This window comes from Haloglomus salinum, from assembly GCF_024298825.1.
Lineage (GTDB): Archaea > Halobacteriota > Halobacteria > Halobacteriales > Haloarculaceae > Haloglomus > Haloglomus salinum.
On the sequence record NZ_CP101153.1, the window covers coordinates 3,491,611 to 3,517,768 of the forward strand.

Here is a 26,158-nt window from a genome sequence, read left to right on the forward strand (position 1 = left end):
TGTCGGTGTCGCTTCAGGCTGTGCTCACAGGGCGTGACCACGACGACTATCCGCCCGCCGGCCACAGGCCCCGGTGTGCGGTCACCGTTCCGCTCGCGCGACGAACTGGAGTTCACCAGCGGCTCCGTGGGCTGGCCACTCTACCACCTCGCGCTCCCCGTGGTCGCGACAACGCTCCTGCAGACGGTCTACAATCTGACCGACACGTTCTGGGTCGGGCGCTACGGCAGCGCGGAACTGGCGGCGCTCACGTTCTCGTTCCCACTGGTCTTCCTGTTCGTCGCGCTCGGCTCCGGTGTCTCGGCCGCCGGCCGCATCCTCGTCGCCCAGCACGAGGGCGCGGGCGAGCGCCGGCAGGCGTCCTTCGTCGCCGGGCAGACGCTGGCGTTCAGCACCCTCGCAGCGCTCGTCGTGGCCGCCATCGGCGCCGTCGGCATCGGCCCGCTGTTCCGGGCCATGGGTGCGGCCCCGCTCACTCGCGGCCTCGCGCTCTCGTACATGGGGTACATCCTCGCCGGCCTCCCGCTGCTGTTCCTCGCGTACACGTTCTCCGCACTCCTCCAGGGGTACGGCGACGCGCTGACGCCGCTGCTGGTGGTGCTGGCGTCGGTGCTGCTGAACCTGGTGCTGGACCCGGTGCTCATCTTCGGGCTGGGACCGGTCCCGACGCTCGGGCTGGAGGGCGCCGCCATCGCGACGCTCTTCGCGCGAGGCCTGGCTGCGGTGGCTGGAGTCGCGCTCCTGCTGTCGGGGCGGGTCGAGCCGACCGTCGCGCTCGCGGACCTCCGCCCCGACCGCGCCTTCCTCGGCCGCGTCGCGCGGGTCGGGGTCCCCGCGTCCCTCGAAACTGGCGCCATCGCGGTCTCCGTGACGGCATCGCTGTTCCTCGTCGGTCGGTTCGACGCCGCGGTCGTGGCCGGCTTCGGTATCGGCGAGCGGGTCACGTCCCTGATGTTCCTCCCGGCCATCGGCGTCTCGGCGGCGACCATCACCATGGTCGGGCAGAACCTCGGCGCGGGGGAGGCGGCGCGGGCCCGGCGTGCGGCCCGACTCGCCGTTGTCGTCCCGCTCGCTGGGCTGACGGGCGTGGGACTGCTCGTCGTCGTGGCGGCCGAACCAGTCGCCAGCGTCTTCTCCACCGACACGGCCGTCGTCGGCCACGCCGCGGACTTCCTGCGGGTCGTCGGACCGGCGTACGGGTTCGAGGCCGCCGCCCGCATCTACAGCGGCGTGTTCCGCGGCGCCGGTCGAACGGGTGTGGCGCTGGTGGTCTCCGGGACCACCTTCATCCCGGTCCGGCTGGGTGTGGCACTGGTCCTCCTCGGGCCGCTGGGATACGGCCCGCTCGGTGTCTGGCTTGGCTACGCCGTTTCGGGTGTCTTCGGCGCCGCACTCGGGTTCGTGACGGCACGCGTCGTCGGCTGGGACGAAGCCCTCGTCGACGACACGATGGGCCACGGGGAGCAATCACCGGGTCGGAACAGCCGCTGACCGGTGGGTACCCCCACCGCGCTCGCAACCCTCAAGTGAGCGCCATCCTACCTCGGAGGTATGGACCTCTCGCTGACGCCGGAGCAGAAACAGATCAAGGAGATGGTTGCCGACTTCGTGGACGAGGAGGTCGTCCCGCGGGCGTCGGAGATCGACCACGAGGACGAGTTCCCCTGGGACCTCGTCGATGAGATGGGTGACCTGGGCCTGATGGGCGCGCCGTTCCCCGAGGAGTACGGCGGCGCCGGCCTCGACTACCACGCCTACCCCATCGCACTGGAGGAGATCGCCCGCGGTTCCGGCGGACTGGGCACAATCATGGCCGCGCACGTCTCGCTCGCGGGCAACATGGTCTACGAGTTCGGTGACGACGAGCAGAAGGAGCGCTTCCTCACACCGCTGGCCGAGGGAACCGACATCGGCGCGTTCGCACTCTCCGAGGCGGGCGCCGGCAGCGACGTGCCCTCGATGGAGACCACCGCCGAGCGCAACGGCGACGGCTACTACATCAACGGCGGCAAGCTCTGGATCTCGAACGGCTCCGTCGCCGACACGGTGACCGTCTTCGCGAAGACCGACCCGGACGCGGGCAGCAAGGGCATCTCCTCGTTCGTCGTCCGCCCGGAGGACGACGACGGGTTCATCGTCGAGGGGACCGAGGACAAGCTCGGCGACAAGGGCTGCCCGACCGCGGAACTCCGCTTCGACGACTGCTACGTGCCCGAGGAGCGGATGCTCGGCGAGGAGGGCGAGGGCTTCATCCAGGCGCTCAAGACGCTCAACGGTGGCCGAATCACCATCGCCGCGCGCTCGGTCGGCATCGCGCAGGCCGCCCTCGACGCCGCCGTGGAGTACGCCGGCGACCGCGAGCAGTTCGACCAGCCCATCGGCGACTTCCAGGCCATCCAGCACAAGATCGCCGATATGGACACCAAGACCCGCGCCGCGCGTCTGCTGATGCACGACGCCGCGGACAAGAAGATGCGCGGCGAGCGCTTCCGCAAGGAGGCGGCCCAGGCCAAACTGTACGCCTCCGAGGTCTCCCGCGAGGTCGCCAACGAGGGCATCCAGATTCACGGCGGCTACGGCTACACGAAGGACTTCCCCGCCGAGCGCTTCTACCGCGACGCGAAGCTCAACGAGATCTACGAGGGGACCAGCGAGGTCCTGCGGAACACCATCGGGCAGGACCTGCTGGGCTGACGACCGGCCTCCCCACACCGGATAAATAGTCCCGAACCATTCGGCGGTACTGCATGGCAATCCCGGCCGCCATCTCTTCCTGTGAGCGCAGAACCGACGACCACGACGTGTGCGATGTGCGCGAACGAGGCCGTGGCCCGGTTCCGGTACCGGTCGCTGAACGGGGCCTCCCCCGTCGAGGAACCGCTCTGCGGTGTGTGTGCGAAGCTGCTCGACCAGGTCGGGACCGTCAAATCCCTCCAGCTCGCGGCCGAAGCTGACGACGAGCCGGAGACGCTGTCACTGCTGACACTGTTCGACGCCTCGCGGTCCGCAGAGGCGGACGACTCGGTGGAGGCCGACTGACGGGCCCAGCATCTCACCCGGGCTGTCCCTGCGACGGCGGGAGGTCCTCTGGACTCGCCGCTCGCCGCGACCGATGGGTTCCTACCGCCGACAGCCATACACCGACCCATGACGGAGACGGTCACCGAGGGGGATGTGTCGGCCCGCTACGACGAGACCGAGGGCGAGCGGCGGCTCACGTTCGAACGCGACGGTCGCGTCGCCACCGTCGCACAGAACGCCGACGGGTACGCGATGCTGAAGGTGCGCGACGGGCCGGACGGGGACGAACTGGAGCGGTACTACGGCTTCGACATGGCGCTCGACCACGCCGCCGAGTTGCTGGGCGTCTCGCCGCACGACCTGCCGGTCCCCGAGGCGGCCGAAGATATGGGGATGTAGACCGGGTGGCTACCGGGTCAGCCCGTCACTCCTCGCCGACGGCGACGACGGACTCGCCGCCGGGGTAGAGTGTGTCGCCGGCGACGGCGGTGTTCTCGTGCTCGCCCTCGACGGACCACGCGATGGAGCCGTCCTCGACCGCCAGCGCGTCGCGCCCGGCGTAGAGGTACTGGTCCCCGCGGATGGGCGCCTCCGTGACGGCGACGTCCGTCTGGAACCACTGTTCGGAGCCGTCTTCGGTCGAGAGTGCGTAGGTCCCCTCGGGCGGGTCGTCGATGGCGGTCACGGAGACGTATACCGTCTCCGAGGTGATGGCCGCGGAACTGAACTGCTCGGACCCGGACTCGAAGGTCCACTCCGTGCTCCCGTCCTTGGCCGAGAGCGCGTACAGCGTCCCACCGTAGCCGCCAGTTCCGATGTAGACGGTGCCGTCGCGGACGGCCGGGGCGTTGTCGCTGTGGCTCTTGAGCGAGTCGATATCGCCACGTTCCCAGACGACCGAGCCGGTCTCGGCGTCCAGCGCCGCCATTCCCATCGCCGCCACGTACACGATGCCGTCGTCGACGGCCACCGGAGGCGCGGTGTAACTGGAGCTGCCGTAGGGGCCGGTGTTGTAGCGCCACTGCTCCTCGCCGGTCTCGGCGTCGAAGGCGACGAGTGTGCCGTCGCCCTGGGTCTGCCCCGGGACGACGACGTAGACGCTCCCGTCCGCGACGGTCGGGGTGTCGGCGAACCAGCCCGCCACGACCCGGCGGTAGACCTCCTCGCCGGTCTCTGCGTCGAGTGCCAGCAGGACGCCGACGTTGTCGGTCGACGTGTCGCACTCGCTCGCGTCCGAGGACTGCCCGGCGACGAAGACGAGGCCGTCGCCCACGGCCGTGTCCGACAGCAGCTCCGTGTCCGGCTCCGTCTCGAACGCCCAGCGCCGCTGCCCGTCGGTCGTGAGCGCCACGACGCCGCTGGCCGTATCGCCCGGGTCGTCGCTGGCGTAGGACACGTAGAGGCTGTCGCCGCGCACCGCGGGCTGGTGGTACTCTCGTCCGTCCGCGCCGTGCTCCCAGCGGACGGTCGCCGAGGCGGGGCCACCCCCGGCGACGCCCGTCTTCGCGGCGTTGCCCTGGAGCTGGGGCCAGTCAGTCGTCGTGGCGAGGTCGGTACCGTCGCTGGTCGTCTCGTCGCTCTCGGGGAGGCTGGCCGCACCGCTCCCGAGGACCGCGATTCCGGCCGCCGCACAGCTCGTCTGGAGGACCGTTCGTCGCGTCAGCGGAGCGTCATCTGGCATGACATCACTCCGGTTCCGGGCGATACGGTGTCGTTATCCGGTGAATAAGCTCCGACGAGGCGGAACGAAGGGGGAGGGCCCACTGTGGGCCGGGGGCCACCCAGTGGACTGAAGCGGACGGGTCGTCTTCGGTCGCCCATGACCGACGAGGACCTCCGGGCCGCGGTCGAGTCGTTCGTCGATGACGTGGACCTCGCGCTCCACGAGTACGAGGAGGGGTACGCCGACGCCGACGCGACCCTGACGGTGGTGCAGTCCCACCTCGCGGACCTGCGCGAGGTCGTCGAAGAGGACGGCAGCGAGTAGCTACTGGTCGTCGCCGGTCGGGTCGTACGGCTTCGCGATGTCGAACTTCGGCGCCCCCATCCCGACAACGCGAACCTCCTCGGCGGCGGCATCCGGGTTGTACGCACGATGGGGGCTCTCCGGCTCGGCCACGAACACCTCGCCCGTCTCGACGCTGTGCTTACCCTCGGGCGTCTCGACGGCCAGGGTCCCGGCCGCGACGTAGAACGCCTCCTCGCGCTGTTCGTGGTAGTGGTAGGTCGTCGGGAGCTGTTCGCCCGGGGCCATCGTGTAGACGGCCAGCGCGAGCTGCGCGAGTTCCGCGGCCTCCGAGATGGAGCGGCGGTCGCACGGGTGTTCCGGCGAGGCGGGGAGGTCGTCGGGGTCGAGGACGTGGTAGCCCATGCCCGTCCCCTCGACCGCGTGCAGCGAAAGCGTGGCGACCGCCGGAGAGGTGCCCCGCCGTCACCTGCCGATGACGGAGGGGCTTTGAGGCTGCCCCACGTACTTCACGGTATGCATGTTGCCGTACTCGGTGCGGGATACGCCGGCCTGACCGTCGCCCGTCGGCTGGAGCGGCGTCTCCCCGACGACGTCGACATCACCGTCGTCGACGAGTCGGACACTCATCTCGTCCAGCACGAACTCCACCGCGTCATCCGACGCCCGGACCTCCGCGAGGTCATCACGGTCCCGCTGGACGAGGTACTCGCCCGGGCCGAGATTCGGCAGGCCAGCGTCACCGATATCGACACCGACGACGGCATCGCCACGCTCGCCACCGACGACGGCACCGACGACGGCGCCGAGGAACTCGACTACGACTACGCCGCGGTCTGTCTCGGCGCCGAGACTGCCTTCTACGGGCTCCCCGGGGTCGAGGAGCACGCCCTTCCCCTGAAACGGCTCGAACACGCCGCGGCCATCCGCGAGTCGGTCCTCGCTGCGCCCGGCGGCGAGGCTATCGTCGGCGGCGGCGGGCTCTCGGGCATCCAGGTGGCCGGCGAACTGACCGCCCTCTCCGACGCGGAGGACCTCGACCTCGACGTGACGGTCGTCGAGATGGCCGACCGCATCGCCCCGGGGTTCGACGCCCCGTTCGCCGACGCCGTCCGGTCGGAACTGGAGGCACGGGGCGTTCGTATCGAGACGGGCGCGACCGTCGAGTCCGCTGACGAGGACGCCATCCACCTCGCAGACGACCGCGAACTGGGCTACGACACCTTCGTCTGGGCGGGCGGCATCCAGGGGCCGGCCGCCACTGCAGGTGAGCGCGCCGAGGCCCGGGCGAACCTCCGTGTGACCGACTCGACGTTCGTCGTCGGTGACGCCGGACGCGTCGTCGACGAGACGGGCGAGGCGGTCCCCGCCGCGGCACAGACCGCGCTCCGCGAGGCGAAGGTGGCCGCGGCGAACATCCGCCGGCTCGTCCGCGGGGGCGAGGACGGCGGCTTCGAGCCCCGGCTCGACACCTTCCGCTACGACTCGCCAGGCTGGGTCGTCAGCGTCGGCGATGGGGCGGTCGCGCAGGTCGGGCCCGTCGTGATGAGCGGCGAGCCCGCGAAGGCGGCGAAGGCGGTCATCGGCGCCGGACACCTCGGCTCCGTCGGTGCCATCGGCCGTGCGTCCGACCTCGTGCGGACAGAACTTGGGTGGCCCTCAGGCGACGACATCGACCTGCCCACGCAGCTCCTGGCGATGAGCCACGCCGGGCGGCTGGCGACGCTCTCGGACCCGGCCTCGCCCGGCGACGTCCAGTACCCACTCGCACGGACGGCGTTCGCGTTCTCTGACGCGTTCGCGCCCGAGAGCGTCGACCTGACGCCGCTCACGCAACTCGCCGACCGGAACTACCCGGACAGCCCGGCCAGCCACGCGGCCGAGACGCTCTCGGCGGGGCTGGGGCTGTTCGGTTCGATGGCGAGCGGGTCGGGCACGCGGCCGGAGTCGGACGACGGTGAGGAAGAGTAGCCGCGCCGGTCAGACGCCCGGGATACCGGGGATGTCGGTCCCGAGGCCAGCACCGACGTTCGAGAGGATGGCCAGCACCACCAGCACGGTGACGTAGGCGACCAGCGTGATGCCGGCGGCGGTGATCCAGCCGGTCCGGTAGCGCCACTTGATGACCGCGAGGTACGCCAGGAAGACGAGTACCGGCCCCAGCACCGGGACCCCACCGATGAGGTAGGCGACGATCGCCCACACCAGCGACCCGAGCGCCGCCGTCACGACGGCGTGGCTGTAGTTCCGACTCCCGGCCAGCAGGCTCGCACCGACGAAGACGCCGAGGCCCCCGATGAGGAGGCTCACGACGAACACGACCAGCGAGTTCTGGATCGGTGGCATCACGCGGCACCTCACTCGTCCGGTGTGTCAACGTTGTGGCCCGTGGGTGACGCCCCACGTCCGTGGACGGCCCGGTTTCACTCCCCACGAGCGGCCGCGACCAGCCGCTCGACGCGCGCCCGGTCGACGGGTGCCGTCACCTCTCCACCCCTCTTCAGCGCGGTTCCCACGATGGCGGCGTCGGCGGTGTCGAGGAGTGGTCCAACCGTCTCCGGTGTGGCGCCGCTCCCGACGACGAGCGGGACGCCGGTCTCGTCGGTGACCGCCGCGACCCGTTCGAGTCGGTCCCGGTCGACCGCCGCGCCCGTCGCGTTCCCCGAGACAACGAGGCCGTCGGCACCACCCCGCTCGACGGTCTCGCGGGCCACCTCGGCGAGCGAGCGGTCGGCCAGCGGTGCCGAGTGCTTCACATCCACGTCAGCGAGCACGCGCACGTTGGTCGCATCCAGCCGGTCACGGAGGCGGAGCGTCTCGTGGGCACGCCCCTCGACGATGCCCTGGTCGGTCACGCGAGCGCCGGTGTGGACGTTGATGCGGACGAAGCGCCCGCCCGTCGCAGCCGCGACGGCGACGGAACCGGGACCATCCGAGCGGAGCACATTCACGCCGACCGGCACGTCGACGGCCCGGCGGACGGCCCCGACGAGGGCGGTCATCGAGGCCACGACGTGGCGTGGCACCTCGACTGGGTGGAAGGGGCTGTCCCCGAAGTTCTCGACCAGTACCGCGTCCATCCCGCCCGCCACGAGCGCCTCGGCGTCGGCCACGGCCCGCTCACGCAGCGTCGCCCGGTCGCCGTCGAACCCGGGCGTGCCCGGCAGCGCCGGCAGATGGACCATCCCCACGAGTTCGGGGAAGTCGGACGACAGGTCTGTCATGCGCTCACGCTCGAACGGGTACGGCTTGAAACCCCGCGTGGGCGCCGTCGGAGTCGCTGGAGCGCGGTCCCTCGGTGACGCCTCGTCGAGGCGGCCGACTTGCTGGTACACGGTACCTATCCACAGGATTTTACCCGGGACCCGTGGACTACCGCCCATGCGACGACAGGTTGCGGTGGTGGCCGTGGCGGTGCTGGTCGTGCTCTCGGGCTGTTCGCTGTTCGGGGGCGGAACACCGACGGGGAGCGACGAGCCGACGGGAACGCCGACACCGACCACGACGGCGACGCCCACACCGGCCCCGTATCCGACCGGGTACTCCGCCGACGGTGTCACGAACGCGACGGCGGCGCGTACCGCCCACGTGAATGGACTGCTGGCCACGGGCAACTTCACACTCGGCTACAACGCGACCGTCCGTGGGGAGAACGGGACCTCGCGTATCACACTCGTCCAGGCCGTCTCCCCGGGTGAACCCCGGGCGCTGACGGATACGGTCATCTCGGCGACGGGGGACCGGGGGTCGGGGGGTCTGCGGCGGACGCGGTTCTACGCGAACGGAACCCAGTACGTCCGGGTTCAGCAGGGTGGTAACACCTCGTACGGGACCATCGACGGAACGGTTCCGCCGGAGGCGTTCGTCGGGCGGCAGTACGCCGACGCCGCCATCACGAACGTCAGCTACGACGTGGCCGAACGGTTCGAGCAGGGGGGCGAGACGTTCTTCCGCTTCACCGCGTCCGATATCGGCGACCCCGGGGCACTGTTCACCTCCCGCATCGACGCGGACGACGTGACCGGTGGGAACGTCACGCTGGTCGTCGGGACGGACGGCGTCGTCCAGTCGGTCCGCTATCGCGCGACCGTCCAGCAGGACGGGCGGACCGTCCGGTACGGTGTCACGTTCGCCATCGCCGGGGTCGACCGGACCCCCGTGCAGCGTCCCTCGTGGGCGCAACGGAACTGAACCGGGCGCACATCACGGGTCCACACCCCCGCTGGTCGCCGTGTTGCTTGGGGCCGAAACGCATACGACCCCCCCGTCCATGGACGGCGACGTATGAGACGCTCGCTGCTCACGGCAGCCCTCGCCGTCCTCGTGCTGACATCCGGTTGCTCGTTCCTCGGTGGTGGTGGGGCGACACCGACCGATACCGATTCAACGTCGACGTCGACACCGACCGCGACCACGACGCCGACCACGACGCCGACCGCGACACCCGACCCGTCGGAGTCGTTCCCGGACGGCTACGGTGAGACTGGTGTCGACGATTCCCGGGCAGCGCTGTCGAGTCACGTCGATTCGCTCACGAACCACCAGTCGTTCATCGTCGATATCAACGGCAGCGTGGCCACGCCGAACGGGACGCAGGCGCTCCGGCAGTTCCAGTCCGTCGATATCGACGACGACCGGGCGCTCATCGCCGTCAACGGAACCAGCGGGGTCGAGCGGACCAGCTACTTCGGCGACGGCGAGCGCTACCTCCAGGTCGACCCGCCGGGAGCGGACAACACCCGCTACAACGTCACGAACGCCACGCTCGAACCGCGTGGCTTCACCGGCAGCGGCTTCATCGCACCCGTCCTGACGAACGTCACCTTCGGCGGGCCGAACGCGACGACGACGGAGAACGGGACGTTCTACGCGTACAGCGCCACCTCCGTCGACCGGTCGGTCCTCCGGTCGCTCCTGGGGCCGTCCGTCGACCCGGAGAACGTGACCCGCTTCGACGCGGGACTCGTCGTCGACGAGGAGGGCATCGTCCGCCGGCTGAGCTATCAGGCGGTCGTGGACCGCGGTGACGACCAGCTGGTCGTCCGCGTCGGCCTTCGGACGTACTCCATCGACGAGGTCGATATCTCCGAGCCGTCGTGGCTCGACGAGGCCCGGCAGGCTGATTCGCCGTAGCGCGCGGCCTCGTTCTCGCTTCAGTTCTCCTCGACCAGCCTGTTGAATCGATTGACATCCTCGTCCGTTCCGGCGACGATGAGGCTGTCGCCCGGTTCGACGACGAACTCCGGGCCGATATCCGAGAGGAAGGTCGAGTCCCGCTCGACGGCGACGACCGTCACACCCGTCCGGGCGCGAACGTCGGCCTCACCCAGTGACCGCCCCGCCAGGTCGCCACAGTCGATGCGGACGAGCTCGACCTGCTGGTCGAAGGAGATGATGTCCTCCTCGAGGATGGTCGAGGCGAGCATCCGTCCGGCAACGGTCGCGACCGCGAGGACGTAATCGGCCCCGGCCTGGTACAGCTTCCGGACGGATTCGGTGGCGTCCGCCCGGGCGATTACCTCCATGTCGGGGTACAGCTCACGGACGACGAGCGTCGCGAAGACGGCGGTCACGTCGCTGGACACCGTCAGGATGACCGTGCCGGCTGTCTCGGTATCGGCCTCACGGAGCGTCTCCGGCTTCGTCACGTCGCCGACCACGTCGACGCCGTCCTTGTCGCGCAGGTCGACGACCGTCGTCGGGACGTTCCCGTCGAGGTCCTCGAGGACGGTCGTCCCGACCTCGTCGAACCCGGCGAGGACGACCCGAGACCCTCTCGTGCCGAGTCCTCGCGCCTGCGAGAGGGTGAGCCCCTTCAGCCGTTCGAGGCTTCCCTCCGGCCCCGAGGCCACGAGGATGGTCTGGCCGTCGATGCGGGCGTCCGGCGGTGGCGGGGAGACGAACTCGCCGCGGAACCACGCCCCGATGATGTTGGCGCCGGTGCGCTCGCGGATGCCGCTCTCCGCGACGGTCACGCCCGCGAGTTCCGAGCCGCTCTGCACCGGGAGTTCGACGATATCGAAGTCCTCGTCCCCGCCGAGCTTCACCGAGCCGTCCAGCTCCGGTCGGACGCCGGCGGACACCTTCCGTGCGATGGATTCCCCGATGAGGTGACGCGGCGAGAACACGTCGTCGGCGCCCGCGTAGCGGTGGTAGGCCGCGAGGTCGTAGTCCTCGACGAACGTGACGACCTGGGGGCTGTCGGCGCTGTCCTCGCCGGTGTCGCTGGCGTCGCCGTCGGCGCTGGTGGGGGCGCCGCCGGCGAGGTCGCGGGCCGAGAGCGCGATGGACGCGTTGGCCTCGTCGCCGACGTCCGCGACGACGGCGTGCGCCTCGCCCGCGTTGGCGGCCCGCAGGGTCTCGGATAGCTTCGGGTCCCCGTGGATGACGGGGACCCCCGTCTCGGTGTACAGTTCGTTGGCGGCAGCGCGGTCCGGTTCCACGACGACGTACGAGCGGTCGCGCGTCTCAAGTTCGTCGATGAGGGCCTCCCCGCGCGAGGAGAAGCCCGCCAGCACGACGTGGTCGGAGATGTCCTCCACGGCGGTCGGGGCGGTCTGCGAGAGACGCTCCTCGACCCAGGGTGCGAGGAACACCGGGAGGGCGAGGAAGATGAGCGTGACGCCGGTCAGCTGCATCGAGACGAGCAGCATCTGGACCGGTGTCGTCGTCCAGAGCCCGGAGTCCTCGCCGTAACCGGTCGTCGTGAACGACTCGACAACCGTCAGGGCGGCCTTGGCGAACGAGATCCGGACCCCCTCGAAGTAGAACAGGGCCGCCTGATACGCCAGCGCGTAGAGGACGGCGATGCCCACCAGCCCCACCAGGTAGAGCGCGATGCGCCGGCGCTGGCGTGCGGCGTTCGACGACCCCCGGTCGCCGTAGGCGAACGTGGCGAGGTCCCGCGGATCCATATCCGTTCGAAGTTCCGGGGGGTGGATAACGATGTTCGTTACCGTCGCTCGGCTTCCCGAGGGGGACCGTGGCACTGGGTTGATGCCGCCGCGGTCCCTCTGCCCCACCGTGTCCCGCCGCACCGGAACCCGCATCGAACGCACTCCCGACGGTCGCCGCCTCGTCGTCGCGCGCCCGATGGAGGCGCCCCGGAGCGCTGTCTGGCGGGCGTTCCGTGACACACGACACTGGCCCGAGTGGGGGCCCTCGGTCCGGGCGGTCGACTGCCCGGACCGCCTCGTCCGTCCGGGCTCTACCGGGCACGTCACGACCGTCGGCGGCCTCCGTCTCCCGTTCGAGGTGACCACCTGCACGGACGGGCGCTGGACCTGGGACGTGGCCGGACTGCCGGCGACCGGCCACCGTGTCGCGGGGTCGGCGCCGGCCGTCGCGGCGTTCGAGGTCCCGCTCGTCGCCGCGCCGTACACGGCGGTCTGTCGGCGCGCACTCCCCCGACTGGACCGGGTCGCACTGGCCGACGAGGAGACGGATAGATGACCGCGAGATACGAGGAACTGTAGAATAATCGTTGTAATTCACAGATGCAAACTTCTCAGCATCTGCGTCCGATTCTGGATAGGAGATTATGGATTTCGGGGAATATATCCTGCGACGCGTCGTGAAGGATGGCCTGCAGGGGCCGCGGCGGACCGGTCGCTGGTGGGTCGTTGGTTATCGCGTCGAGGAAGCGGGCGTGACGGAGAAATCGTCGGCACGGAAGAGGTCTTCACCGAGACCGGAACCGGAACAGTCGTCGTTCGGGCAGCGATAGTGCCAGCCATCGCGTGTGGCCTTCCGCTCGGATACCTTCTCACCACACTCCTGGCAGACGAGGAGGGCGGCCGCATCGCAGGTGTCCTTGTGGAGTTCGAGTTCGAGTTCCGTGCCAAATGTCCGCTTGCAGTCCCTGCAGACGTGCGTCATACTAGAGGCGTCAGATGCCTCCGTAATATGTGTGGTGCTTTCCATGTCCGGGATTCAAGTACGACGCTCGTCCGACGTCAGTGGGAGTTACCCTGCGTTACGGCGTAACGTACTGTCCTGTAGCTAGCTGAGGTAACTCGTGATACAGTGCAGTTGCACGCCCTGACGCGATTCTGTCGCGGTCTGTTCGGATAACTGGTAGGTTTCAGTCGGGGCGAGACAGGGTGAACCGGTCGCGCGTGGTGCAGTACCCGTCGGCGGCCAGGCGCCCGAGTGCGTCGAACTGCTCCGTGTCCATCTTCCCGTCGGGGGTGAGGACCGACTCGTCGGCGTGGAAGTGGACCACCCGGCCGAAGGTGGCGGTGTTCGACCCGAGTTCGAGCGTGTCGTGGAGGCGGCACTCGAACGAGATCGGCGCCTCGACCACGCGCGGCGCGTCCACCTCGGTCGCGGGGGCAGCCGTCACGTCGGCGAGGTCGAACTCGTCGCCGTCGCCCGTCGCGGCGGTGGCGACCATCGCCTCCGCGAGGTCGACGGTGACGAGGTTGACGACGAACGACCCCGTCTCTTGCGCGTTCCGGAGCGTGTCCTTCTGCCCGCCGTCTGGGGTCTGCCCGGGCGCGAACGCGAGGACGGGCGGGGCGACGCACAGCACGTTGAAGAAGGAGTACGGCGCGAGGTTCCGGCCGGCAGGACCGTCACTCGACACCCACGCGACCGGACGCGGGACGACGGCCCCGCTCAGCCAGCGGTACATCGACTCCGACTCGGGGTCGAACTCCATGCGCTCGGGAGGAGTGACGGGCGGAAAACGCTGCGGGTCGCCGGTTCGAGTCGGTTGTCGCGCGCGGTCCCGTGCTCAGACGAGACCCAGGTCGAGCGCGTAGGGCCACGGGGTGGACGCGAGTGCGAGGAAGGCCAGGGCGGCACCCGCCATCACGACGTTCTTCAGGAACTGCGTCATCTCGGTCTGCTGTTGCTGCGGGTCCTCGACCGTCCAGAAGTCGTGCATGACGACGGCAGAGACGAGCAGGAACAGCGCGAGCGCCCCCGCCCCGACAACGACGTACGCCCCGGTGATGACCGCGAGGCCGCCGAGAATCAGCATCGCGCCGGTCGCAGCGACCGAGAACGCGGGCGCCGGGAGTCCCTTCATTTCGGCGTACCCCGCCATGTCTCCGCCGTTCATGAAGTGGTTGAGTCCCATGAACGCGAGAACCCCGCCGAAGAGGAGTCGCGCGAGCAGGAACACCTCGCCTGCGCCCGCCGAGTCGAACACCGCGGGTCCCGCCTGGAGGACGAGGTCGCTCATCGGTCGTCCCCCGTGCCAGCTAGTTCCGAGCCGATACCGGGTTCGGTAATGCGTACTGCTTTCATCGCGTTACCACATTGTCGGGACGGGTACTTATCTCCTCGCTGACAGTGGGGTGACCGGGTTACGGGCGCTGCTCCCGGGTGACAGACGTGTTACCGGATCGGTGGCTGACAGGAAGAGAGTCGGTCGCGGGGCGTACGACAGTTCAGCCCCAGTAGTCGGGGTAGGCCTGGGCCAGCACCTCGGGGCGGTCGAGCAGGCGCTCGCGGACGGGCGCGATGACCTCGTCGAGGTAGTGGGCGACTGCGGGTTTCAGGTCGGCCGGGTGGAGTTCGCCGGAGACGAAGTCGGCCTCCAGTTCGTCGTACACCTCGTAGGAGAGGTCGCCACCGTACTCCTCGGGGCGCTCGACGACGAGTGCCTCCTCACGGACGTCCAGTACGGGGAACACCAGCCGGTGGAGGTACTCGAGCACGCCGTTGTCCTCGACCTCGCCGGCCGGGCAGTAGGCCGCCTGGACCTTCTCCTCGATGGCCTCGCGGTCGTCGGTGAGGAAGATGCCCGAGGAGCGGTCGCTGCTGGATATCTTGTCGGCCAGGTCGGCGTCCTCGGACCGGGTCAGCCCGGAGAGGAGCGGGGCGAACACACAGAGCGGCTTCCCGAACCCGTGGTCGGGAAGCACCTCGCGCGACAGCATGTAGATGCCGCGCTGGTCGATACCGCCGTAGGCGATGTCGGCGTCGAGGGCGGCGACGTCGAGGCTCTGCATCAGCGTGTACACCAGCCCACCCAGCTTCGGGTTGTCGGACTGGCGGACCACCTCGCTCCCGGCGCGCTGTGCGCGAGAGATGGTCGTGTCGGCGAGCATCCGGTAGAGTTCGAGCGTGTACGGCTCCTCCAGCTGGTAGTCGGTCCCGCGCTTGAACGTGATGGCGTCGGGGTCGGCGCCGGCCGACTCGACCATCCCCTCGATGGCGATGCGGTAGTACGTCGAGCGGGGGTCGAGCAGCTCGAACGGGGATTTCTCGTCGTCGAGGTGGGCGTGGAGGTCAGCGATGAGGACCGTCACGTCCAGCCCGGCCTCGATGAAGTCGGCGAGCTTGCGCATCGTCGTGAAGTGGCCGATGTGCATCTCACCGGTCGGCGCGTAGCCGATGTACGCCGTCGGTTCGTCCTTCTCGTCGAAGAGGTCGTGGAGCTCCTCCTCCGTGACCACCTCCTCGGTGTGGCGGGCCACCAGCGCGGCGCGTTCGGCCGTGTCCATACAGTGCGGTCCGGGGGGCGGCGATTAAATCGTTCGAAGGGCCGGCAGCGTCTCACACCCCGCCGGCCAAGGTGCCGCCTGCCCGGCGGACCGGTTCCAGTAACCGTAAGACCGAGCGTCTGCTCGCTTCGGTATGGACGACGGGACCGTAGATGATGCCCCGGTCGCCCCCGCGGACCCGCCCGCGAGGAGCGCCGCTGGAACCGTCCGCGCGTACTACGAGACGCTCCGGAACGGCGAGCCGCTCTCCCCGTACTTCGCCGAGGCCCCGACGACGGTCAAGTTCGGCGTCGGCGAGCAGCTGACGGGCTACGAGTCCGTCGCGGCCGGACTCCGCGAGCAGACCCGGACGACGGACGGCTGGCAGGTCGACTCCCGCCGCCTCGTCGTCGAGGAACGGGACTGTCACGCCTGGTTCTCCGACGACGTGTTCATGGCGTGGACGGACACCGAGAAGCGCGTCCGCTACGAGTTCGACACGCGCTGGTCCGGGACACTGGAGCGCAAGGATAGCGATGCGGCGGACGATACGACCGACGACGGCCCCGCGTGGCTGTTCACCGGGATGCACGTCAGCACGGCCGTGGAGGGTCGATAGTGGTCGACCCGGTCTCGGACGAGGAGCGGTCGGGCGCGGCCTTCAGGATAAAGGTCGGCATCATCCTGTTCGTCGGCCTCTCCGCGGGGCTCATCACGCTCAACGGCGACGGCCCGCTCTGGTTGAGCGGCGCTGCGGTGCTCGCCGGGTTCCTCACCGGCGCCCTGCTCGTCTACATCGTCTTCCCGGGCGACGGGTCCGTGCGGTCGAGCCGGGACCGCCGCCGATAGTAGCTGCCGCGGTGGGGTCTTCGGTACTACCCGGTGACACCGGTGTCAGCGCGTACTCAAGTCGGCTGCCCACGTACCGGGTGGTAATGACCGACCAGACTCCGACACCGGGCATCCACCACGTGACCTGTATCGCGGGCGACCCCCAGGCGAACCTCGACTTCTGGGTCGAGACGCTCGGCCTGCGCCTGGTCAAGCGCTCCATCAACCAGGACGACCCCGGGACGTACCACTTCTTCTTCGCCGACGCCGAGGGGACGCCCGGCACGAGCATGACGTTCTTCCCGTGGGAGGACATGCCGAGCGGGACGGTCGGCTCCGGGCAGGTCTCCCGGACCGCGTTCCGGGTTCCCGAAGGGAGCCTCGACTACTGGGAGGACCGCTTCGACGAGTACGGCGTCGCGTACGAGGACCGTGTCGAGCGGTTCGGCGAGACCGTGCTCCCCTTCGCTGACCCCGACGGTCTCCCGGTCGAACTCGTCGCGGTCGAGGTCCCCGACGACGACCCGACGGTCCCGTGGACCGAGTGGGTTCCCGAGGCACACGCCATCCGCGGGTTCCACTCCGTGACGCTCTGGTTGGCCGACCCCCAGCCGACCACCGACATCCTCCGCACGATGGGGTTCGAGATGGTCGGGCGCGAGCAGTCCGAGGGTGACACCCCGGACGACGAACGGGTTCGCTTCGCCGCGGACGGCCCCGTCGGGAAGTACGTCGACGTGCTCCCGACCATCCGGAGTGGCCGGCAGGGGCACGGGACGGTCCACCACGTCGCCTTCCAGACCCCGACCGACGCCGACCAGGGGGCGATGCGCAAGGCTGTCCGGACCATGGGTGTGAGTCCGACCCGCCCCATCGACCGCCACTGGTTCCGCTCGGTCTACTTCCGCGAACCGGGTGGGGTCCTGTTCGAACTCGCGACGAAGGAGCCGGGCTACACCAGCGACGAGCCGCTGTCAGACCTCGGCGGTCGGCTCGTCCTGCCCGGGCAGTTCGAGGAGCGCCGCGAGGAGATCGAGGCCGGACTGACCGACGTCCGGATTCCCCGGGCCGAGACGGCCGAACTCGACGACTGAGGTCGGCCGGCGGCTCTCTACGGTGCACCGGTCAGGTCGCGAACGGAACGAGGCACTCATTAGCCGTGGCACCGATGGACATGGATAGATGGCACGAGCAAGCGTAGTCGGCGCCGGCATGACCAAGTTCGGCGTCCACGACACGCCGTTACAGGAACTGTTCGGCGACGCGGCCTTCGAGGCGTTCGACGACGCCGGTGTCGGACCGGACGAGGTCGAGGCACTCTACTTCGGGAACGCGATGGGCGGCCAGACGGAGAACGTCACTCATCTGGGCCCGCAGTGTGCGACCCACGTCGGGATGGCCGGCAAACCGGTCCAGCGGTACGAGGACGCGTGCGCGACCTCCGCGAACGCGTTCAAGAACGCGGTGGAGGCGGTCGAATCCGGCCGCCACGACGTGGTCCTCGTCGGTGGCGTCGAGCGGTGTACCCCCGAGACCGGAAAGGACACCGACGAGATGACGCGCATCTTCGCGTCGGCGTCGCACCGCCAGTACGAGCAGCCGACCGGGCTCACCTTCCCCGGCGTCTTCGCCCTGCTGACGAAGCGGCACATGCACGAGCACGGCACGACCGAGGAGCAACTCGCCGAGGTCGCCGTGAAGAACCACGGCCACGGCTCGCTCAACCCGAAGGCCCACTTCGGCAAGGAGACCACCGTCGAGGAGGCCCTCGACGGCCCCGTCGTGGCGGACCCGTTCCGGCTGATGGACTGCTGTCCGTTCTCGGACGGCGCCGCCGCCGTAGTCCTCGTGAGCGACGACCTCGCGGACTCGTTCGACGCCCCGGTCGACGTGACCGGCGTCGGGCACGCCACCGACATCGTCCCGCTCGCGGACAAGGAGACGCCACACGTTACGAAGGCCGCCCGCGACGCCGCTCGCCAGGCCTACGAGCAGGCCGGCGTTTCGGCCGACGATGTCGACTTCGCGGAGGTCCACGACTGCTTCACGGGTGCGGAGGTCCTCGCCAGCGAGGCGCTCGGCCTCGTCGAGGACGGCCAGGGCGGCGTCGCCGCGGCCGAGGGGCGGACCAGCCGTGATGGTGACATCCCCATCAACGCCTCCGGGGGGCTGAAGGCGAAGGGCCACCCCATCGGCGCGACGGGCGCGGCACAGATCGTCGAGCTGACCGAACAGGTCCGCGGTGAGGCCGGCGAGCACCAGCTCGACGGCGTCTCGCGCGGCGTGGCGCACAACCTCGGCGGCGACGCCGCCACCACAGTCGTCTCGGTCATGGAGGCACGAGCATGAGCACGCAGGACACCGAGGACATCGAGCTACCGGAGTCGCTCTCCTACCACGACTGGGCCGCCGCCGTCCGCGAGGACCGGCTCCTCGGCCAGGAGTGCGGCGACTGCGGCCACGTCAGCGGCGTCCCGAGCGGCGCCTGCCAGGAGTGTGGCGGCCGCGACCTGACGACCGTCGAACTGCCGACGACGGGTGAGGTCTACTCCGAGACCACCATCAACGTCCCGCCCGAGCAGTTCGAGGAACGCGGCTACCAGGTCGCCGTCGTCGACCTCGGGGACGCTCGGGTGATGGTCCGCATCGAGGGCGACCACGTCGACATCGGCGGCGACGTGGTGCTGTCGGGCCACATCGACACGGACGACGACCACCCGGCGCCGACCTTCGAGCCGGCCGAGTAGCCCGGCGTCGGCCCCCCGCCCCGTTCTCCTTTCCTCAGTCCGCTCGTTCGACGGTGACCTCCCCCGACAGCTCCCGCCCGGCGGCGGGCGCCAGCGTCAGCCCCTCCTCGTCGAAGCGCCGCTTCACCTCCCGTCGGAAGTCCGAGCGCACGTCGGCCACGTCTCCCCGTGCAGGGTCGTCGACCCACAGCTCCGCGCGGATGGTGATGCTGTCGCCCCCGAACTCGACGATGCGAGCGGTGGGGGCCGGCTCCTCGAGCACACGGTCGAAGTTGGCCGCGATTTGCTGCAGTTCCATGAGCGCGTGCTCGGTGTCTTCCGCGTAGGAGACGTACGCGCGTTCGGTGATGCGGTAGCGGGCCCGACCGAACGGACGGGTGAGTGCGTTCGTCGTCAGTTCCGTGTTCGGGACGACGACGGTCTCGTTGTCGGGGGTCCGGATGCGAGTGACGCGGAAGTCGACGGCCTCGACGACGCCCTCGCCGCCCGACCACGAGATGAAGTCGCCGACGTTGAAGTCCGGGTCCGCGACGAGGAAGACCCCGCTGATGAGCGAGCCGAACACCTCCTGGCCGGCCACGCTGAACGCGAACGCGAGCGCGGCGATGATGATGGCCGAGTCGGTTCCGAGGAGGAACCGCAACTGGCCGGCGGCGAGGAGCCCAACGAGGAGTGCGACGGCGAGCAGTAGCACCTGGGCGTAGGTCTCGGTGGCGGTCACCAGCGTCGGGTTGTTCTGGTTCCGCCTCCGGACGACCTGCAGGAGGGATGGGACGACCAGCAGCCGCCCGATGGCGATGACGATGGCGACCGCGACGACGAATGCGAGCAGTTCGGAGAGGAACTGCTCGTACGAAGCCAGGGGGTCGGGGAAACCCCTCGGCGGCCGCAACTGGATGAACATGGCCGCCCGGACTCCCGGAGTCGTGAAAAGTCCGGTCAGTCCCGTCGTGCCGACCGGGTTTTGTCACGGGGGACCGTGGACACGGGTATGCCGAGGGAAGTTCGCCACGACGCGGCGGGTCCGTACGTCCTCACTGCCGAGGATATCGACCCCGAGCACGACGACATCGCGGTCTGTCGATGCGGGCTCTCGCCGTCGTTCCCGTTCTGTGACGGCTCGCACCGCGCGACGCGGAACGAAGAGCAGGATACCCTTTACCAGTATCCCGACGGCTCCCGCGGTGAGCGTCAGGTCGTCGACATCGGGGGTCGCGAACGGGGTGCTGGAGCCGACGGGAGCGGGTCCGAGGAGGGGGTCGTCGCCGTCCACGAGGCCCGTGGCCCCCGCATCGTCGACCCGGAGGAACTCACGGCCGCGGGCGGTCGTCTCGAACTCGCGCTGTCGGATCTGGCGGTAGAGGTACTCGAGGACCCGGACGAAGACGGGTGACGGGCGCTACTCTGCGTCCGCGGGCGTGTCGAAGTCGTGGAAGTGCTCGCCCTTCTCCTTCGAGAGGATGTTGAGCGCGGCGGCGGCGCCGTCACCGGCCGAGATGACCGCCTGCCACTCCTCGGCTCGGACCATCGCGCCCGTCGCGTACACGTCGTCGTGACTGGTCTCCATCGTCACGTCCACGTCGACCACGTCGTCGTCGAAGTCGACGCCCAGTCCCTCGGCGAGGTCGCGGTCGGCACCGGTCGCCAGCACCACGTAGTCGAACTCGTGGTCGTCGTCCTCGGTGACGACGGTGAACCCGTCGTCGGTCGCCTCGACGGCCGTCACCTCGGCGCCCTGGTGGCGTTCCACGCCGAACTCGTCGACCTGGTCGCGGGCCGTCTCCATGAAGGCACTCCCGTCCTCGGACTCGATGCCGAGGTAGTTGAACAGGTGGGCCTTGTGCATCCACGTCCCGTCCGTGTCGAAGACGTGTGTCTCGAGGCCGTTCTTCGCCGTGAACAGTGCCGCACTCAGGCCGGCGGGACCACCGCCGACGACGCCTACAGTCGTCATGTGCGGCGTCTACACGAGTGAGGCTGATAAATCCAGGCCGCTGTTGCTCGAGCGGTTATCCGAAGAAATCCCGGGATTCGTGGCGAGCGGACTCGCCGGACGCCCCTCAGGCCGTGCCACGGGCGTGGGCGTCGGCGATGAGCTTGTAGAGCAGCCCGATGGTCCCGCCGTACACCAGCACGGTGCCGACGACGAGGAACAGGGTCCGAAGGACATCGGCGAGCAGGAACAGGTTGCTCCCCCGCCCCAGCCGGAACGCCTCGACGCCGAGGCCGAGACAGAGCGTGCCGACGATGACGACGGCGTAGAGGAGGGCCATCTCGCGACTGACGACGTAGCGGAGCGCCTCTCTTGCGGTGACGACTGCCATACGACGGCTGCCGCGCCCGGCGTGATAAACCCACGCACGCCGACCATGGGTACCGGACACACGAACACTTATTCGGGAGCCGACCGCCGTCCGGCAGTATGGTATCCGATCTCGGGGGAGCGGTCGCCTCGATTCTCGCGCTCGCCCTCCTGGTCTCGGCGGCGGTCGGTGGCGGGTCGTTCGTCACACTGTCGGCGCCGGCCTCGGGGGAGGCGTGGGGGCCCTCCTACGACGCCAACGACGGCTCGGTAGCGTCGGCGGCGGCCGACCTGGGTGGCCCGCGGCAGGTCGAGAACCCGTACGGCGAGGCGACGGTGCGGGTCGACGAGGACGGCGTCCCGCACATCACCGCTTCCAACGAGGAGGCGCTCGCGTTCGCGGTCGGCTACGTACAGGCGCGCGACCGCCTGTTCCAGATGGACCTCCAGCGCCGGCTGATGGAGGGGAACCTCTCGGCCGCGTTCGGCGCCCGGGCGCTGGAGTCCGACCGCTTCCACCGCCGGATGGGGTTCGACGCCGCCGCCAACGCCTCCTGGCGGCGCATCCAGGACACCGAGACCGGCGAGGGGGTCCGGGCCTACACCGCCGGCGTCAACCGCTACATGGACACCCGGCCGACACCGTTCGAGTTCCGCGCGAACGACTACGAGCCGACGCGCTGGACGCCACAGGACACACTCATCGTCGGCAAGCTCATCGCCTGGGACCTGACGGGAGACTTCCGTGACCTGAAGGGGCGCAGCATCCGGCGGGCGTTCCCGGACCGGCGCGAGGCGGTCGCGGAGCTGTACCCGGACCGGCTCGACCACGACGACGCCATCGTCGATAATGGAGAGGGTGGCCAGCGCAACGCTCTCGGTGAGCCACGACCGGGTCTCGTCGACGGAACCGACTCGAACGACCTCCAGGGGCTGTACGAGGCGCTCCAGCCGTACCAGTCCGCACCGGGAATCGGGTCGAACTCCTGGGTCGTCGGGGGGCAGTTCACGCAAGACGGGAGCCCCATCGTCGCGAACGACCCACACCTATCGCTGAACGTTCCGCCCGTCTGGTACGAACAGCACCTCCGTGTCCGTGGTGCGGGCAGCGAGGATACGATGGACGTACGCGGGGTTGCCTTCCCCGGCGTCCCGACGGTCGTCATCGGGGCTAACGACGACATCGCGTGGGGGTTCACCAACGTCGGCGCCGACCAGGTCGACCTCTACCGCTACGAGCGCCCCACGGAGAACACCTACCGATACAAAGGTGAGGTGCGGGAGTTCGAGACGCACAACGAGACCATCCCCGTCAAGGACGGGCGTGACCGGACGGTCCGCATCCGCCGGACGGTCCACGGGCCCTTCCTCTCGCGTGAGACGCCACAGGGTCGGGTCGGGGTCGGGGTCTCCTGGGTCGGTCTCGGCGACACCCGCGAGTCGCAGGCCATCCTCCAACTGAACAAGGCCGACGACCTCGACGAGGTCCGGGACATCATGCGCCGGTTCGACTCGCCGACGCAGAACTTCGTCGCGGCCGATATCAGGGATGGCGGGACCTACTTCCGCATCACCGGGCGCTACCCCATTCGGACCATCGGCAACCGCACGGTCGCGGGCGACCGGGTATTCAACGGCAGTGCCGGGCGGATGGAATGGCCCGGCTTCGAGCCGTACGGCCGGACGAACTGGTCCGCGTTCCACGACTACGACGAGGTCCCCGAGGTACGGAATCCCGGCTATCTCGCGACCGCGAACCAGCGGACCATGGACGACCCGCCGTTCTACATCGCACACAGTCCGCGCTACGCGGACCCGTACCGGGGCGAGCGTATCTACGAACTGCTCGACCAGCGTGCGTCGTCCGACCGGCCCATCACCCCGGCGTTCGTCAAGCGCATCCAGCGCGACGTCCACAGCGAGGCCGCCGAGGACTTCGTCCCCGTCATCCAGAACGCGACGGGGAAGATGCAGCCGAGCACCCGCGAGGCTGCCGACGACCTGGCCGAGTGGGACCACAACATGACACGTGACTCGCGGTCGGCGCTGCTGTTCGCGCTCTGGCTGGACCACTACCGGAACGCCACCTTCGGCGACGAGTTCCGCTCGCGCGGCCTCGACGAGTCCTACTTCCCCAAGGACTACACGCTGGGCCAGCTCCCGCCCAACGCGCGCTGGTTCGACGACATCCGTACCGACAGACGAGAGCGCCGCGCCGACATCGCCGCGCGGGCACTCCGGAAGGCCATCGCGGAGGCCGACCGCGAGGGCTGGGACACCTATGGCGATTACAACCGGCTGGACCAGAACCACCCGTTCCCGCTCGACTTCCTCGACTACCCGGAGCGGCCGATGGACGGCTCGCCGTACACCGTCTCGAACTTCCGCTCCCAGCGGTCGACGCAGGCGGGCTCCTCGTGGCGGATGGTCGTCACCGAGGGGTCGTCGTTCGGCGTCATCCCCGGCGGGCAGTCGGGCAACCCGTTCTCGCCACACTACCACAGCCAGCTGGACGAGTGGGCGGCGGGCGAGTACAAGCCGATGGCGCGTGAGCCGGCCGGGGAGCGCGAACTCGTCTTCGTCCCTGCGGACGGTGGCGACGACGGCGGCGACGGGGGTGACGGCTCGTGAGCTACCTGACGCCCGAGGCGCTCGCTGCGGTCCGGCGGCGACGCGAGGACGAACTGACCCTCGGGGCGTTCGTGCTCGGCCTCGTCGCCGTGCTCGTGACGACGCTCGTCCCCGCGATACCGCCCGGGACCGGGCTCGTCGTGGGCGGACTCCTCGTCGGCGTGGTGGCCGGGTCGCTCGGGCGTGCGGCCCAGCTCGGCTGCTACTTCGGCGGGCTCGTCCTCGTCATCTGGGGGGCTGCGCTGGTCCTGTTCGGCGTGTTCGGCACCGTGGCGACGGCGACGCCGCTGTCGTTGCTGGCGCTCGTGCTCGGGTTCGCCCTGCCGGCACTGGCGGCGGTGACGGTCCGGGGACTGGTCTGAGCACGGGCCCCTGACTCTCGCTTCGAGCGACCGAACGGGACGTGATGCGGGCATCGAGTCCGCTCGCGAGGCCGTAGTTTAGATATCTGTCAACTGAACTCCCTGCATCCCTCTTCCCTGATGGGTCTCGGTGCGATTACGGCGGACCATGCAGCCGGCTGTCTGCTACCGTTCCGAAACCACTAATTGAGCGTGCTCTCAACTGAACTCTCATGGCACAAACTACGGAACGACTTCGGCGCTATCTCGACGACGAGCTCGGGGAGTGTCGCGACGAGGACGTCGAGCGTCGGCTCGACGAGCTGGGGACGCTCGAAGCGGCGCTCGGGAGCGCGCAGGTGGACGCCGAGCTCGACGTGGTCTCGGCACTGTCCAACGAGACGCGGTACACCCTGGTCCGTGTGCTCGTCGCCGCTCGCGAGGAGCTCTGTGTCTGTGAACTGAACGCGGTCGTCGACGTGACCGAGAGCGGGCTCAGTCACGCGCTGTCGAAGCTCGTCGATGCGGGGCTGGTCGACGGCCGGAAGGACGGCCGGTGGAAGAAGTACCGTGCGACCAACCGGGCCGTGGCGCTCGTCACCGTCCTCGAGGGGAGCGTGAGCGATGAGTAACGCCGACGCGCACGACCACGGGCCCGACTGCGGCTGTGAGAGCTGTGGGGACCCGCGGTCGATGGACTTCCTCGACAAGTACCTCACCGTCTGGATCTTCGGTGCGATGGCGGTCGGTGTCGGGCTCGGGTTCGTCGCCCCGTCGGTGACCCAGCCGATACAGGACCTCCATCTCGTCGAGGTCGGCCTCATCCTGATGATGTACCCGCCGCTGGCGAAGGCCGATTACTCGCAGCTTCGGGCTGTGTTCAGCAACTGGCGCGTGCTCGGGCTGAGCCTCGTCCAGAACTGGCTCATCGGCCCGACGCTGATGTTCGGACTCGCGGTCGTCTTCTTCAGCGGCCTCGTCCCCGGGCTGCCACCCCGTCCCGAGTACTTCCTCGGCCTGGTGTTCATCGGGATGGCCCGATGTATCGCGATGGTGCTGGTCTGGAACGAGCTCGCCGAGGGCTCGACCGAGTACGTCACCGGGCTGGTGGCGTTCAACAGTCTCTTCCAGATCATCACCTACGGCGTCTACGTCTGGTTCTTCGCCCTGTTCCTCCCGCCGCTGCTCGGGATGGAGTCGCTCGCCGCCGGCATCACGACCTTCGATATCACGCCGATGCAGGTGGTCGAGGCCATCGTCATCTTCCTCGGACTCCCGTTCGCGGCCGGCTTCCTGACACGCTACGTCGGAACCCGCGTGAAGAGCGAGACGTGGTACGACGACGAGTTCATCCCGACAATCGACCCGCTGACCCTCGTTGCGCTCCTGTTCACCGTCATCGTGATGTTCGCCACGCAGGGGGGCACCATCGTCGCCGCACCGGGCGATGTCCTGCTCATCGCGGTGCCGCTGACCATCTACTTCGTCGTGATGTTCCTCGTGAGCTTCGGGATGGGCAAGGGTATCGGCGCGGACTACTCGACGACGACGGCCATCGGGTTCACGGCCGCGTCGAACAACTTCGAGCTGGCCATCGCCGTCGCCGTGGCGGTGTTCGGCGTCGGCTCCGGCGTCGCGTTCGCGACCGTCGTCGGCCCGCTCATCGAGGTGCCCGTCCTGCTGGCGCTGGTCAACGTCGCGCTCTACTTCCAGCGGAAGTTCGACTGGGGCGGTGCCACGGCGGGTGGGCTCCCCCCGACCGCCTCGGAACCGGCGCCCGAGGACGACTGAGCGCGCCGCGGTCCGAATCCGCGGGCCGGATACCCGACCGACGGACCCGCCGACTCTCCCGTCTCGCCGCGACCCACAGACTCCTCACCCGG

31 protein-coding genes are annotated in these 26,158 nt (G+C 69.3%); 19 read left to right on the forward strand and 12 right to left on the reverse strand.

The window, feature by feature from the left end:
* The first annotated feature begins 75 nt into the window (after window positions 1-75).
* The 4 genes from NL115_RS17015 (at window position 76) to NL115_RS17030 (ending at window position 3,420) form a co-directional block, all read left to right on the forward strand.
* The gene (locus NL115_RS17015; RefSeq protein WP_254830522.1) at window positions 76-1,491 is read left to right on the forward strand and encodes an MATE family efflux transporter; all 1,416 of its coding nucleotides are present in this window, start codon (window positions 76-78) and stop codon (window positions 1,489-1,491) included.
* 60 nt (window positions 1,492-1,551) lie between these two features.
* The gene (locus tag NL115_RS17020) at window positions 1,552-2,694 is read left to right on the forward strand and encodes an acyl-CoA dehydrogenase (RefSeq protein WP_254830523.1); all 1,143 of its coding nucleotides are present in this window, start codon (window positions 1,552-1,554) and stop codon (window positions 2,692-2,694) included.
* 114 nt (window positions 2,695-2,808) lie between these two features.
* A complete protein-coding gene (locus NL115_RS17025) occupies window positions 2,809-3,039 on the forward strand; it encodes a hypothetical protein (RefSeq protein ID WP_254830524.1) in 231 nt (76 codons plus the stop codon).
* Window positions 3,040-3,147: 108 nt separating this feature from the next.
* Window positions 3,148-3,420 (forward strand): DUF7111 family protein, encoded by a 273-nt coding sequence (locus NL115_RS17030; RefSeq protein WP_254830525.1) that lies wholly within the window; start codon window positions 3,148-3,150, stop codon window positions 3,418-3,420.
* 25 nt (window positions 3,421-3,445) lie between these two features.
* Here NL115_RS17030 and NL115_RS17035 read toward each other — a convergent pair whose 3' ends face one another.
* Entirely contained in the window at window positions 3,446-4,702 is a 1,257-nt protein-coding gene (locus NL115_RS17035) for an outer membrane protein assembly factor BamB family protein (RefSeq protein ID WP_254830526.1), read from the reverse strand.
* Between the two features lie 138 nt (window positions 4,703-4,840).
* Between NL115_RS17035 and NL115_RS17040 the strand changes: the two genes are divergently transcribed.
* On the forward strand, window positions 4,841-5,008 hold the full coding sequence (locus tag NL115_RS17040) for a hypothetical protein (protein ID WP_254830527.1): 168 nt from the start codon (window positions 4,841-4,843) through the stop codon (window positions 5,006-5,008).
* Here the strand turns inward: NL115_RS17040 and NL115_RS17045 are convergent, their stop codons facing one another.
* Window positions 5,009-5,392 carry a cupin domain-containing protein gene (locus tag NL115_RS17045; RefSeq protein WP_254830528.1) on the reverse strand — a complete coding sequence of 128 codons (384 nt, stop codon included), beginning with the start codon at window positions 5,390-5,392 and terminating at the stop codon, window positions 5,009-5,011. It lies immediately after the preceding gene.
* Window positions 5,393-5,503: 111 nt separating this feature from the next.
* Here NL115_RS17045 and NL115_RS17050 point away from each other — a divergent pair, with 111 nt between their 5' ends.
* The gene (locus NL115_RS17050) at window positions 5,504-6,958 is read left to right on the forward strand and encodes an NAD(P)/FAD-dependent oxidoreductase (protein ID WP_350355257.1); all 1,455 of its coding nucleotides are present in this window, start codon (window positions 5,504-5,506) and stop codon (window positions 6,956-6,958) included.
* A 9-nt stretch (window positions 6,959-6,967) separates the two neighbouring features.
* Here the strand turns inward: NL115_RS17050 and NL115_RS17055 are convergent, their stop codons facing one another.
* Both NL115_RS17055 and NL115_RS17060 read right to left on the reverse strand, forming a co-directional pair.
* Window positions 6,968-7,333, reverse strand: a complete 366-nt coding sequence (locus tag NL115_RS17055) for a hypothetical protein (protein WP_254830529.1) — start codon at window positions 7,331-7,333, stop codon at window positions 6,968-6,970.
* 77 nt (window positions 7,334-7,410) lie between these two features.
* A complete protein-coding gene (locus NL115_RS17060) occupies window positions 7,411-8,211 on the reverse strand; it encodes a BtpA/SgcQ family protein (protein ID WP_254830530.1) in 801 nt (266 codons plus the stop codon).
* A 157-nt stretch (window positions 8,212-8,368) separates the two neighbouring features.
* On the opposite strand from NL115_RS17060, the gene NL115_RS17065 reads away from it, so the two are divergent.
* Both NL115_RS17065 and NL115_RS17070 read left to right on the forward strand, forming a co-directional pair.
* Window positions 8,369-9,178, forward strand: a complete 810-nt coding sequence (locus NL115_RS17065) for a DUF7537 family lipoprotein (RefSeq protein WP_254830531.1) — start codon at window positions 8,369-8,371, stop codon at window positions 9,176-9,178.
* A 93-nt stretch (window positions 9,179-9,271) separates the two neighbouring features.
* Window positions 9,272-10,120: a DUF7537 family lipoprotein gene (locus tag NL115_RS17070; RefSeq protein ID WP_254830532.1), complete on the forward strand. Its 849-nt coding sequence runs from the start codon at window positions 9,272-9,274 to the stop codon at window positions 10,118-10,120.
* A 20-nt stretch (window positions 10,121-10,140) separates the two neighbouring features.
* Here NL115_RS17070 and NL115_RS17075 read toward each other — a convergent pair whose 3' ends face one another.
* Entirely contained in the window at window positions 10,141-11,901 is a 1,761-nt protein-coding gene (locus NL115_RS17075; protein WP_254830533.1) for a potassium channel family protein, read from the reverse strand.
* Window positions 11,902-12,010: 109 nt separating this feature from the next.
* Here NL115_RS17075 and NL115_RS17080 point away from each other — a divergent pair, with 109 nt between their 5' ends.
* Window positions 12,011-12,439 carry an SRPBCC family protein gene (locus tag NL115_RS17080; RefSeq protein ID WP_350355258.1) on the forward strand — a complete coding sequence of 143 codons (429 nt, stop codon included), beginning with the start codon at window positions 12,011-12,013 and terminating at the stop codon, window positions 12,437-12,439.
* A 174-nt stretch (window positions 12,440-12,613) separates the two neighbouring features.
* Here the strand turns inward: NL115_RS17080 and NL115_RS17085 are convergent, their stop codons facing one another.
* The 4 genes from NL115_RS17085 to NL115_RS17100 all read right to left on the reverse strand — a co-directional run bounded on the left by NL115_RS17085 (window position 12,614) and on the right by NL115_RS17100 (window position 15,444).
* A complete protein-coding gene (locus NL115_RS17085) occupies window positions 12,614-12,865 on the reverse strand; it encodes an HVO_2901 family zinc finger protein (protein WP_254830534.1) in 252 nt (83 codons plus the stop codon).
* A 205-nt stretch (window positions 12,866-13,070) separates the two neighbouring features.
* Window positions 13,071-13,649 (reverse strand): flavin reductase family protein, encoded by a 579-nt coding sequence (locus NL115_RS17090; RefSeq protein WP_254830535.1) that lies wholly within the window; start codon window positions 13,647-13,649, stop codon window positions 13,071-13,073.
* 75 nt (window positions 13,650-13,724) lie between these two features.
* On the reverse strand, window positions 13,725-14,177 hold the full coding sequence (locus NL115_RS17095) for a DoxX family protein (protein WP_254830536.1): 453 nt from the start codon (window positions 14,175-14,177) through the stop codon (window positions 13,725-13,727).
* A 208-nt stretch (window positions 14,178-14,385) separates the two neighbouring features.
* A complete protein-coding gene (locus NL115_RS17100; protein WP_254830537.1) occupies window positions 14,386-15,444 on the reverse strand; it encodes a tyrosine--tRNA ligase in 1,059 nt (352 codons plus the stop codon).
* 133 nt (window positions 15,445-15,577) lie between these two features.
* On the opposite strand from NL115_RS17100, the gene NL115_RS17105 reads away from it, so the two are divergent.
* The 5 genes from NL115_RS17105 (at window position 15,578) to NL115_RS17125 (ending at window position 19,001) form a co-directional block, all read left to right on the forward strand.
* Window positions 15,578-16,042 (forward strand): nuclear transport factor 2 family protein, encoded by a 465-nt coding sequence (locus tag NL115_RS17105; protein WP_254830538.1) that lies wholly within the window; start codon window positions 15,578-15,580, stop codon window positions 16,040-16,042.
* Window positions 16,042-16,272: a DUF8527 family protein gene (locus NL115_RS17110; RefSeq protein WP_254830539.1), complete on the forward strand. Its 231-nt coding sequence runs from the start codon at window positions 16,042-16,044 to the stop codon at window positions 16,270-16,272. The genes NL115_RS17105 and NL115_RS17110 overlap by 1 nt, the downstream gene beginning before the upstream one ends.
* A gap of 86 nt (window positions 16,273-16,358) precedes the next feature.
* Window positions 16,359-17,348 (forward strand): ring-cleaving dioxygenase, encoded by a 990-nt coding sequence (locus NL115_RS17115; RefSeq protein ID WP_254830540.1) that lies wholly within the window; start codon window positions 16,359-16,361, stop codon window positions 17,346-17,348.
* 88 nt (window positions 17,349-17,436) lie between these two features.
* Window positions 17,437-18,603: a thiolase C-terminal domain-containing protein gene (locus NL115_RS17120; protein ID WP_254830541.1), complete on the forward strand. Its 1,167-nt coding sequence runs from the start codon at window positions 17,437-17,439 to the stop codon at window positions 18,601-18,603.
* Window positions 18,600-19,001 carry a Zn-ribbon domain-containing OB-fold protein gene (locus NL115_RS17125; RefSeq protein ID WP_254830542.1) on the forward strand — a complete coding sequence of 134 codons (402 nt, stop codon included), beginning with the start codon at window positions 18,600-18,602 and terminating at the stop codon, window positions 18,999-19,001. The genes NL115_RS17120 and NL115_RS17125 overlap by 4 nt, the downstream gene beginning before the upstream one ends.
* 34 nt (window positions 19,002-19,035) lie before the next feature.
* Here the strand turns inward: NL115_RS17125 and NL115_RS17130 are convergent, their stop codons facing one another.
* Window positions 19,036-19,905, reverse strand: coding sequence for a mechanosensitive ion channel family protein (locus NL115_RS17130; RefSeq protein WP_254830543.1), 870 nt, complete (start codon window positions 19,903-19,905; stop codon window positions 19,036-19,038).
* An 87-nt stretch (window positions 19,906-19,992) separates the two neighbouring features.
* Between NL115_RS17130 and NL115_RS17135 the strand changes: the two genes are divergently transcribed.
* Window positions 19,993-20,394, forward strand: a complete 402-nt coding sequence (locus NL115_RS17135) for a CDGSH iron-sulfur domain-containing protein (RefSeq protein ID WP_254830544.1) — start codon at window positions 19,993-19,995, stop codon at window positions 20,392-20,394.
* Window positions 20,395-20,400: 6 nt separating this feature from the next.
* On the opposite strand, the gene NL115_RS17140 is transcribed toward NL115_RS17135, so the two are convergent.
* Together NL115_RS17140 and NL115_RS17145 are read right to left on the reverse strand one after the other, a co-directional pair.
* Window positions 20,401-20,955: an FAD-dependent oxidoreductase gene (locus NL115_RS17140; protein WP_254830545.1), complete on the reverse strand. Its 555-nt coding sequence runs from the start codon at window positions 20,953-20,955 to the stop codon at window positions 20,401-20,403.
* A gap of 106 nt (window positions 20,956-21,061) precedes the next feature.
* Complete coding sequence (locus NL115_RS17145; protein WP_254830546.1) at window positions 21,062-21,325, reverse strand: hypothetical protein; 264 nt, start codon at window positions 21,323-21,325, stop codon at window positions 21,062-21,064.
* A 98-nt stretch (window positions 21,326-21,423) separates the two neighbouring features.
* Here NL115_RS17145 and NL115_RS17150 point away from each other — a divergent pair, with 98 nt between their 5' ends.
* From NL115_RS17150 to arsB, 4 genes are all read left to right on the forward strand, one after another.
* Window positions 21,424-23,934, forward strand: coding sequence for a penicillin acylase family protein (locus tag NL115_RS17150; protein WP_254830547.1), 2,511 nt, complete (start codon window positions 21,424-21,426; stop codon window positions 23,932-23,934).
* The gene (locus NL115_RS17155; RefSeq protein ID WP_254830548.1) at window positions 23,931-24,296 is read left to right on the forward strand and encodes a hypothetical protein; all 366 of its coding nucleotides are present in this window, start codon (window positions 23,931-23,933) and stop codon (window positions 24,294-24,296) included. The genes NL115_RS17150 and NL115_RS17155 overlap by 4 nt, the downstream gene beginning before the upstream one ends.
* A 212-nt stretch (window positions 24,297-24,508) precedes the next feature.
* Window positions 24,509-24,907, forward strand: a complete 399-nt coding sequence (locus NL115_RS17160; protein WP_254830549.1) for an ArsR/SmtB family transcription factor — start codon at window positions 24,509-24,511, stop codon at window positions 24,905-24,907.
* The gene (gene arsB / locus NL115_RS17165) at window positions 24,900-26,066 is read left to right on the forward strand and encodes an ACR3 family arsenite efflux transporter (RefSeq protein WP_286667089.1); all 1,167 of its coding nucleotides are present in this window, start codon (window positions 24,900-24,902) and stop codon (window positions 26,064-26,066) included. Before NL115_RS17160 ends, arsB begins: the two co-directional genes overlap by 8 nt.
* Window positions 26,067-26,158 lie beyond the last annotated feature (92 nt).

Bases quoted from the DNA above. Each gene is read 5' to 3' on its own strand.
- NL115_RS17020 (WP_254830523.1), top strand. From the start codon at position 1,552: ATGGACCTCTCGCTGACGCCGGAGCAGAAACAGATCAAGGAGATGGTT.
- NL115_RS17025 (WP_254830524.1), top strand. From the start codon at position 2,809: ATGTGCGCGAACGAGGCCGTGGCCCGGTTCCGGTACCGGTCGCTGAAC.
- NL115_RS17030 (WP_254830525.1), top strand. From the start codon at position 3,148: ATGACGGAGACGGTCACCGAGGGGGATGTGTCGGCCCGCTACGACGAG.
- NL115_RS17035 (WP_254830526.1), bottom strand. From the start codon at position 4,702: ATGCCAGATGACGCTCCGCTGACGCGACGAACGGTCCTCCAGACGAGC.
- NL115_RS17040 (WP_254830527.1), top strand. From the start codon at position 4,841: ATGACCGACGAGGACCTCCGGGCCGCGGTCGAGTCGTTCGTCGATGAC.
- NL115_RS17045 (WP_254830528.1), bottom strand. From the start codon at position 5,392: ATGGGCTACCACGTCCTCGACCCCGACGACCTCCCCGCCTCGCCGGAA.
- NL115_RS17050 (WP_350355257.1), top strand. From the start codon at position 5,504: ATGCATGTTGCCGTACTCGGTGCGGGATACGCCGGCCTGACCGTCGCC.
- NL115_RS17055 (WP_254830529.1), bottom strand. From the start codon at position 7,333: ATGCCACCGATCCAGAACTCGCTGGTCGTGTTCGTCGTGAGCCTCCTC.
- NL115_RS17060 (WP_254830530.1), bottom strand. From the start codon at position 8,211: ATGACAGACCTGTCGTCCGACTTCCCCGAACTCGTGGGGATGGTCCAT.
- NL115_RS17065 (WP_254830531.1), top strand. From the start codon at position 8,369: ATGCGACGACAGGTTGCGGTGGTGGCCGTGGCGGTGCTGGTCGTGCTC.
- NL115_RS17070 (WP_254830532.1), top strand. From the start codon at position 9,272: ATGAGACGCTCGCTGCTCACGGCAGCCCTCGCCGTCCTCGTGCTGACA.
- NL115_RS17075 (WP_254830533.1), bottom strand. From the start codon at position 11,901: ATGGATCCGCGGGACCTCGCCACGTTCGCCTACGGCGACCGGGGGTCG.
- NL115_RS17085 (WP_254830534.1), bottom strand. From the start codon at position 12,865: ATGACGCACGTCTGCAGGGACTGCAAGCGGACATTTGGCACGGAACTC.
- NL115_RS17090 (WP_254830535.1), bottom strand. From the start codon at position 13,649: ATGGAGTTCGACCCCGAGTCGGAGTCGATGTACCGCTGGCTGAGCGGG.
- NL115_RS17095 (WP_254830536.1), bottom strand. From the start codon at position 14,177: ATGAGCGACCTCGTCCTCCAGGCGGGACCCGCGGTGTTCGACTCGGCG.
- NL115_RS17100 (WP_254830537.1), bottom strand. From the start codon at position 15,444: ATGGACACGGCCGAACGCGCCGCGCTGGTGGCCCGCCACACCGAGGAG.
- NL115_RS17105 (WP_254830538.1), top strand. From the start codon at position 15,578: ATGGACGACGGGACCGTAGATGATGCCCCGGTCGCCCCCGCGGACCCG.
- NL115_RS17115 (WP_254830540.1), top strand. From the start codon at position 16,359: ATGACCGACCAGACTCCGACACCGGGCATCCACCACGTGACCTGTATC.
- NL115_RS17120 (WP_254830541.1), top strand. From the start codon at position 17,437: ATGGCACGAGCAAGCGTAGTCGGCGCCGGCATGACCAAGTTCGGCGTC.
- NL115_RS17125 (WP_254830542.1), top strand. From the start codon at position 18,600: ATGAGCACGCAGGACACCGAGGACATCGAGCTACCGGAGTCGCTCTCC.
- NL115_RS17130 (WP_254830543.1), bottom strand. From the start codon at position 19,905: ATGTTCATCCAGTTGCGGCCGCCGAGGGGTTTCCCCGACCCCCTGGCT.
- NL115_RS17135 (WP_254830544.1), top strand. From the start codon at position 19,993: ATGCCGAGGGAAGTTCGCCACGACGCGGCGGGTCCGTACGTCCTCACT.
- NL115_RS17140 (WP_254830545.1), bottom strand. From the start codon at position 20,955: ATGACGACTGTAGGCGTCGTCGGCGGTGGTCCCGCCGGCCTGAGTGCG.
- NL115_RS17145 (WP_254830546.1), bottom strand. From the start codon at position 21,325: ATGGCAGTCGTCACCGCAAGAGAGGCGCTCCGCTACGTCGTCAGTCGC.
- NL115_RS17150 (WP_254830547.1), top strand. From the start codon at position 21,424: ATGGTATCCGATCTCGGGGGAGCGGTCGCCTCGATTCTCGCGCTCGCC.
- NL115_RS17160 (WP_254830549.1), top strand. From the start codon at position 24,509: ATGGCACAAACTACGGAACGACTTCGGCGCTATCTCGACGACGAGCTC.
- arsB (WP_286667089.1), top strand. From the start codon at position 24,900: ATGAGTAACGCCGACGCGCACGACCACGGGCCCGACTGCGGCTGTGAG.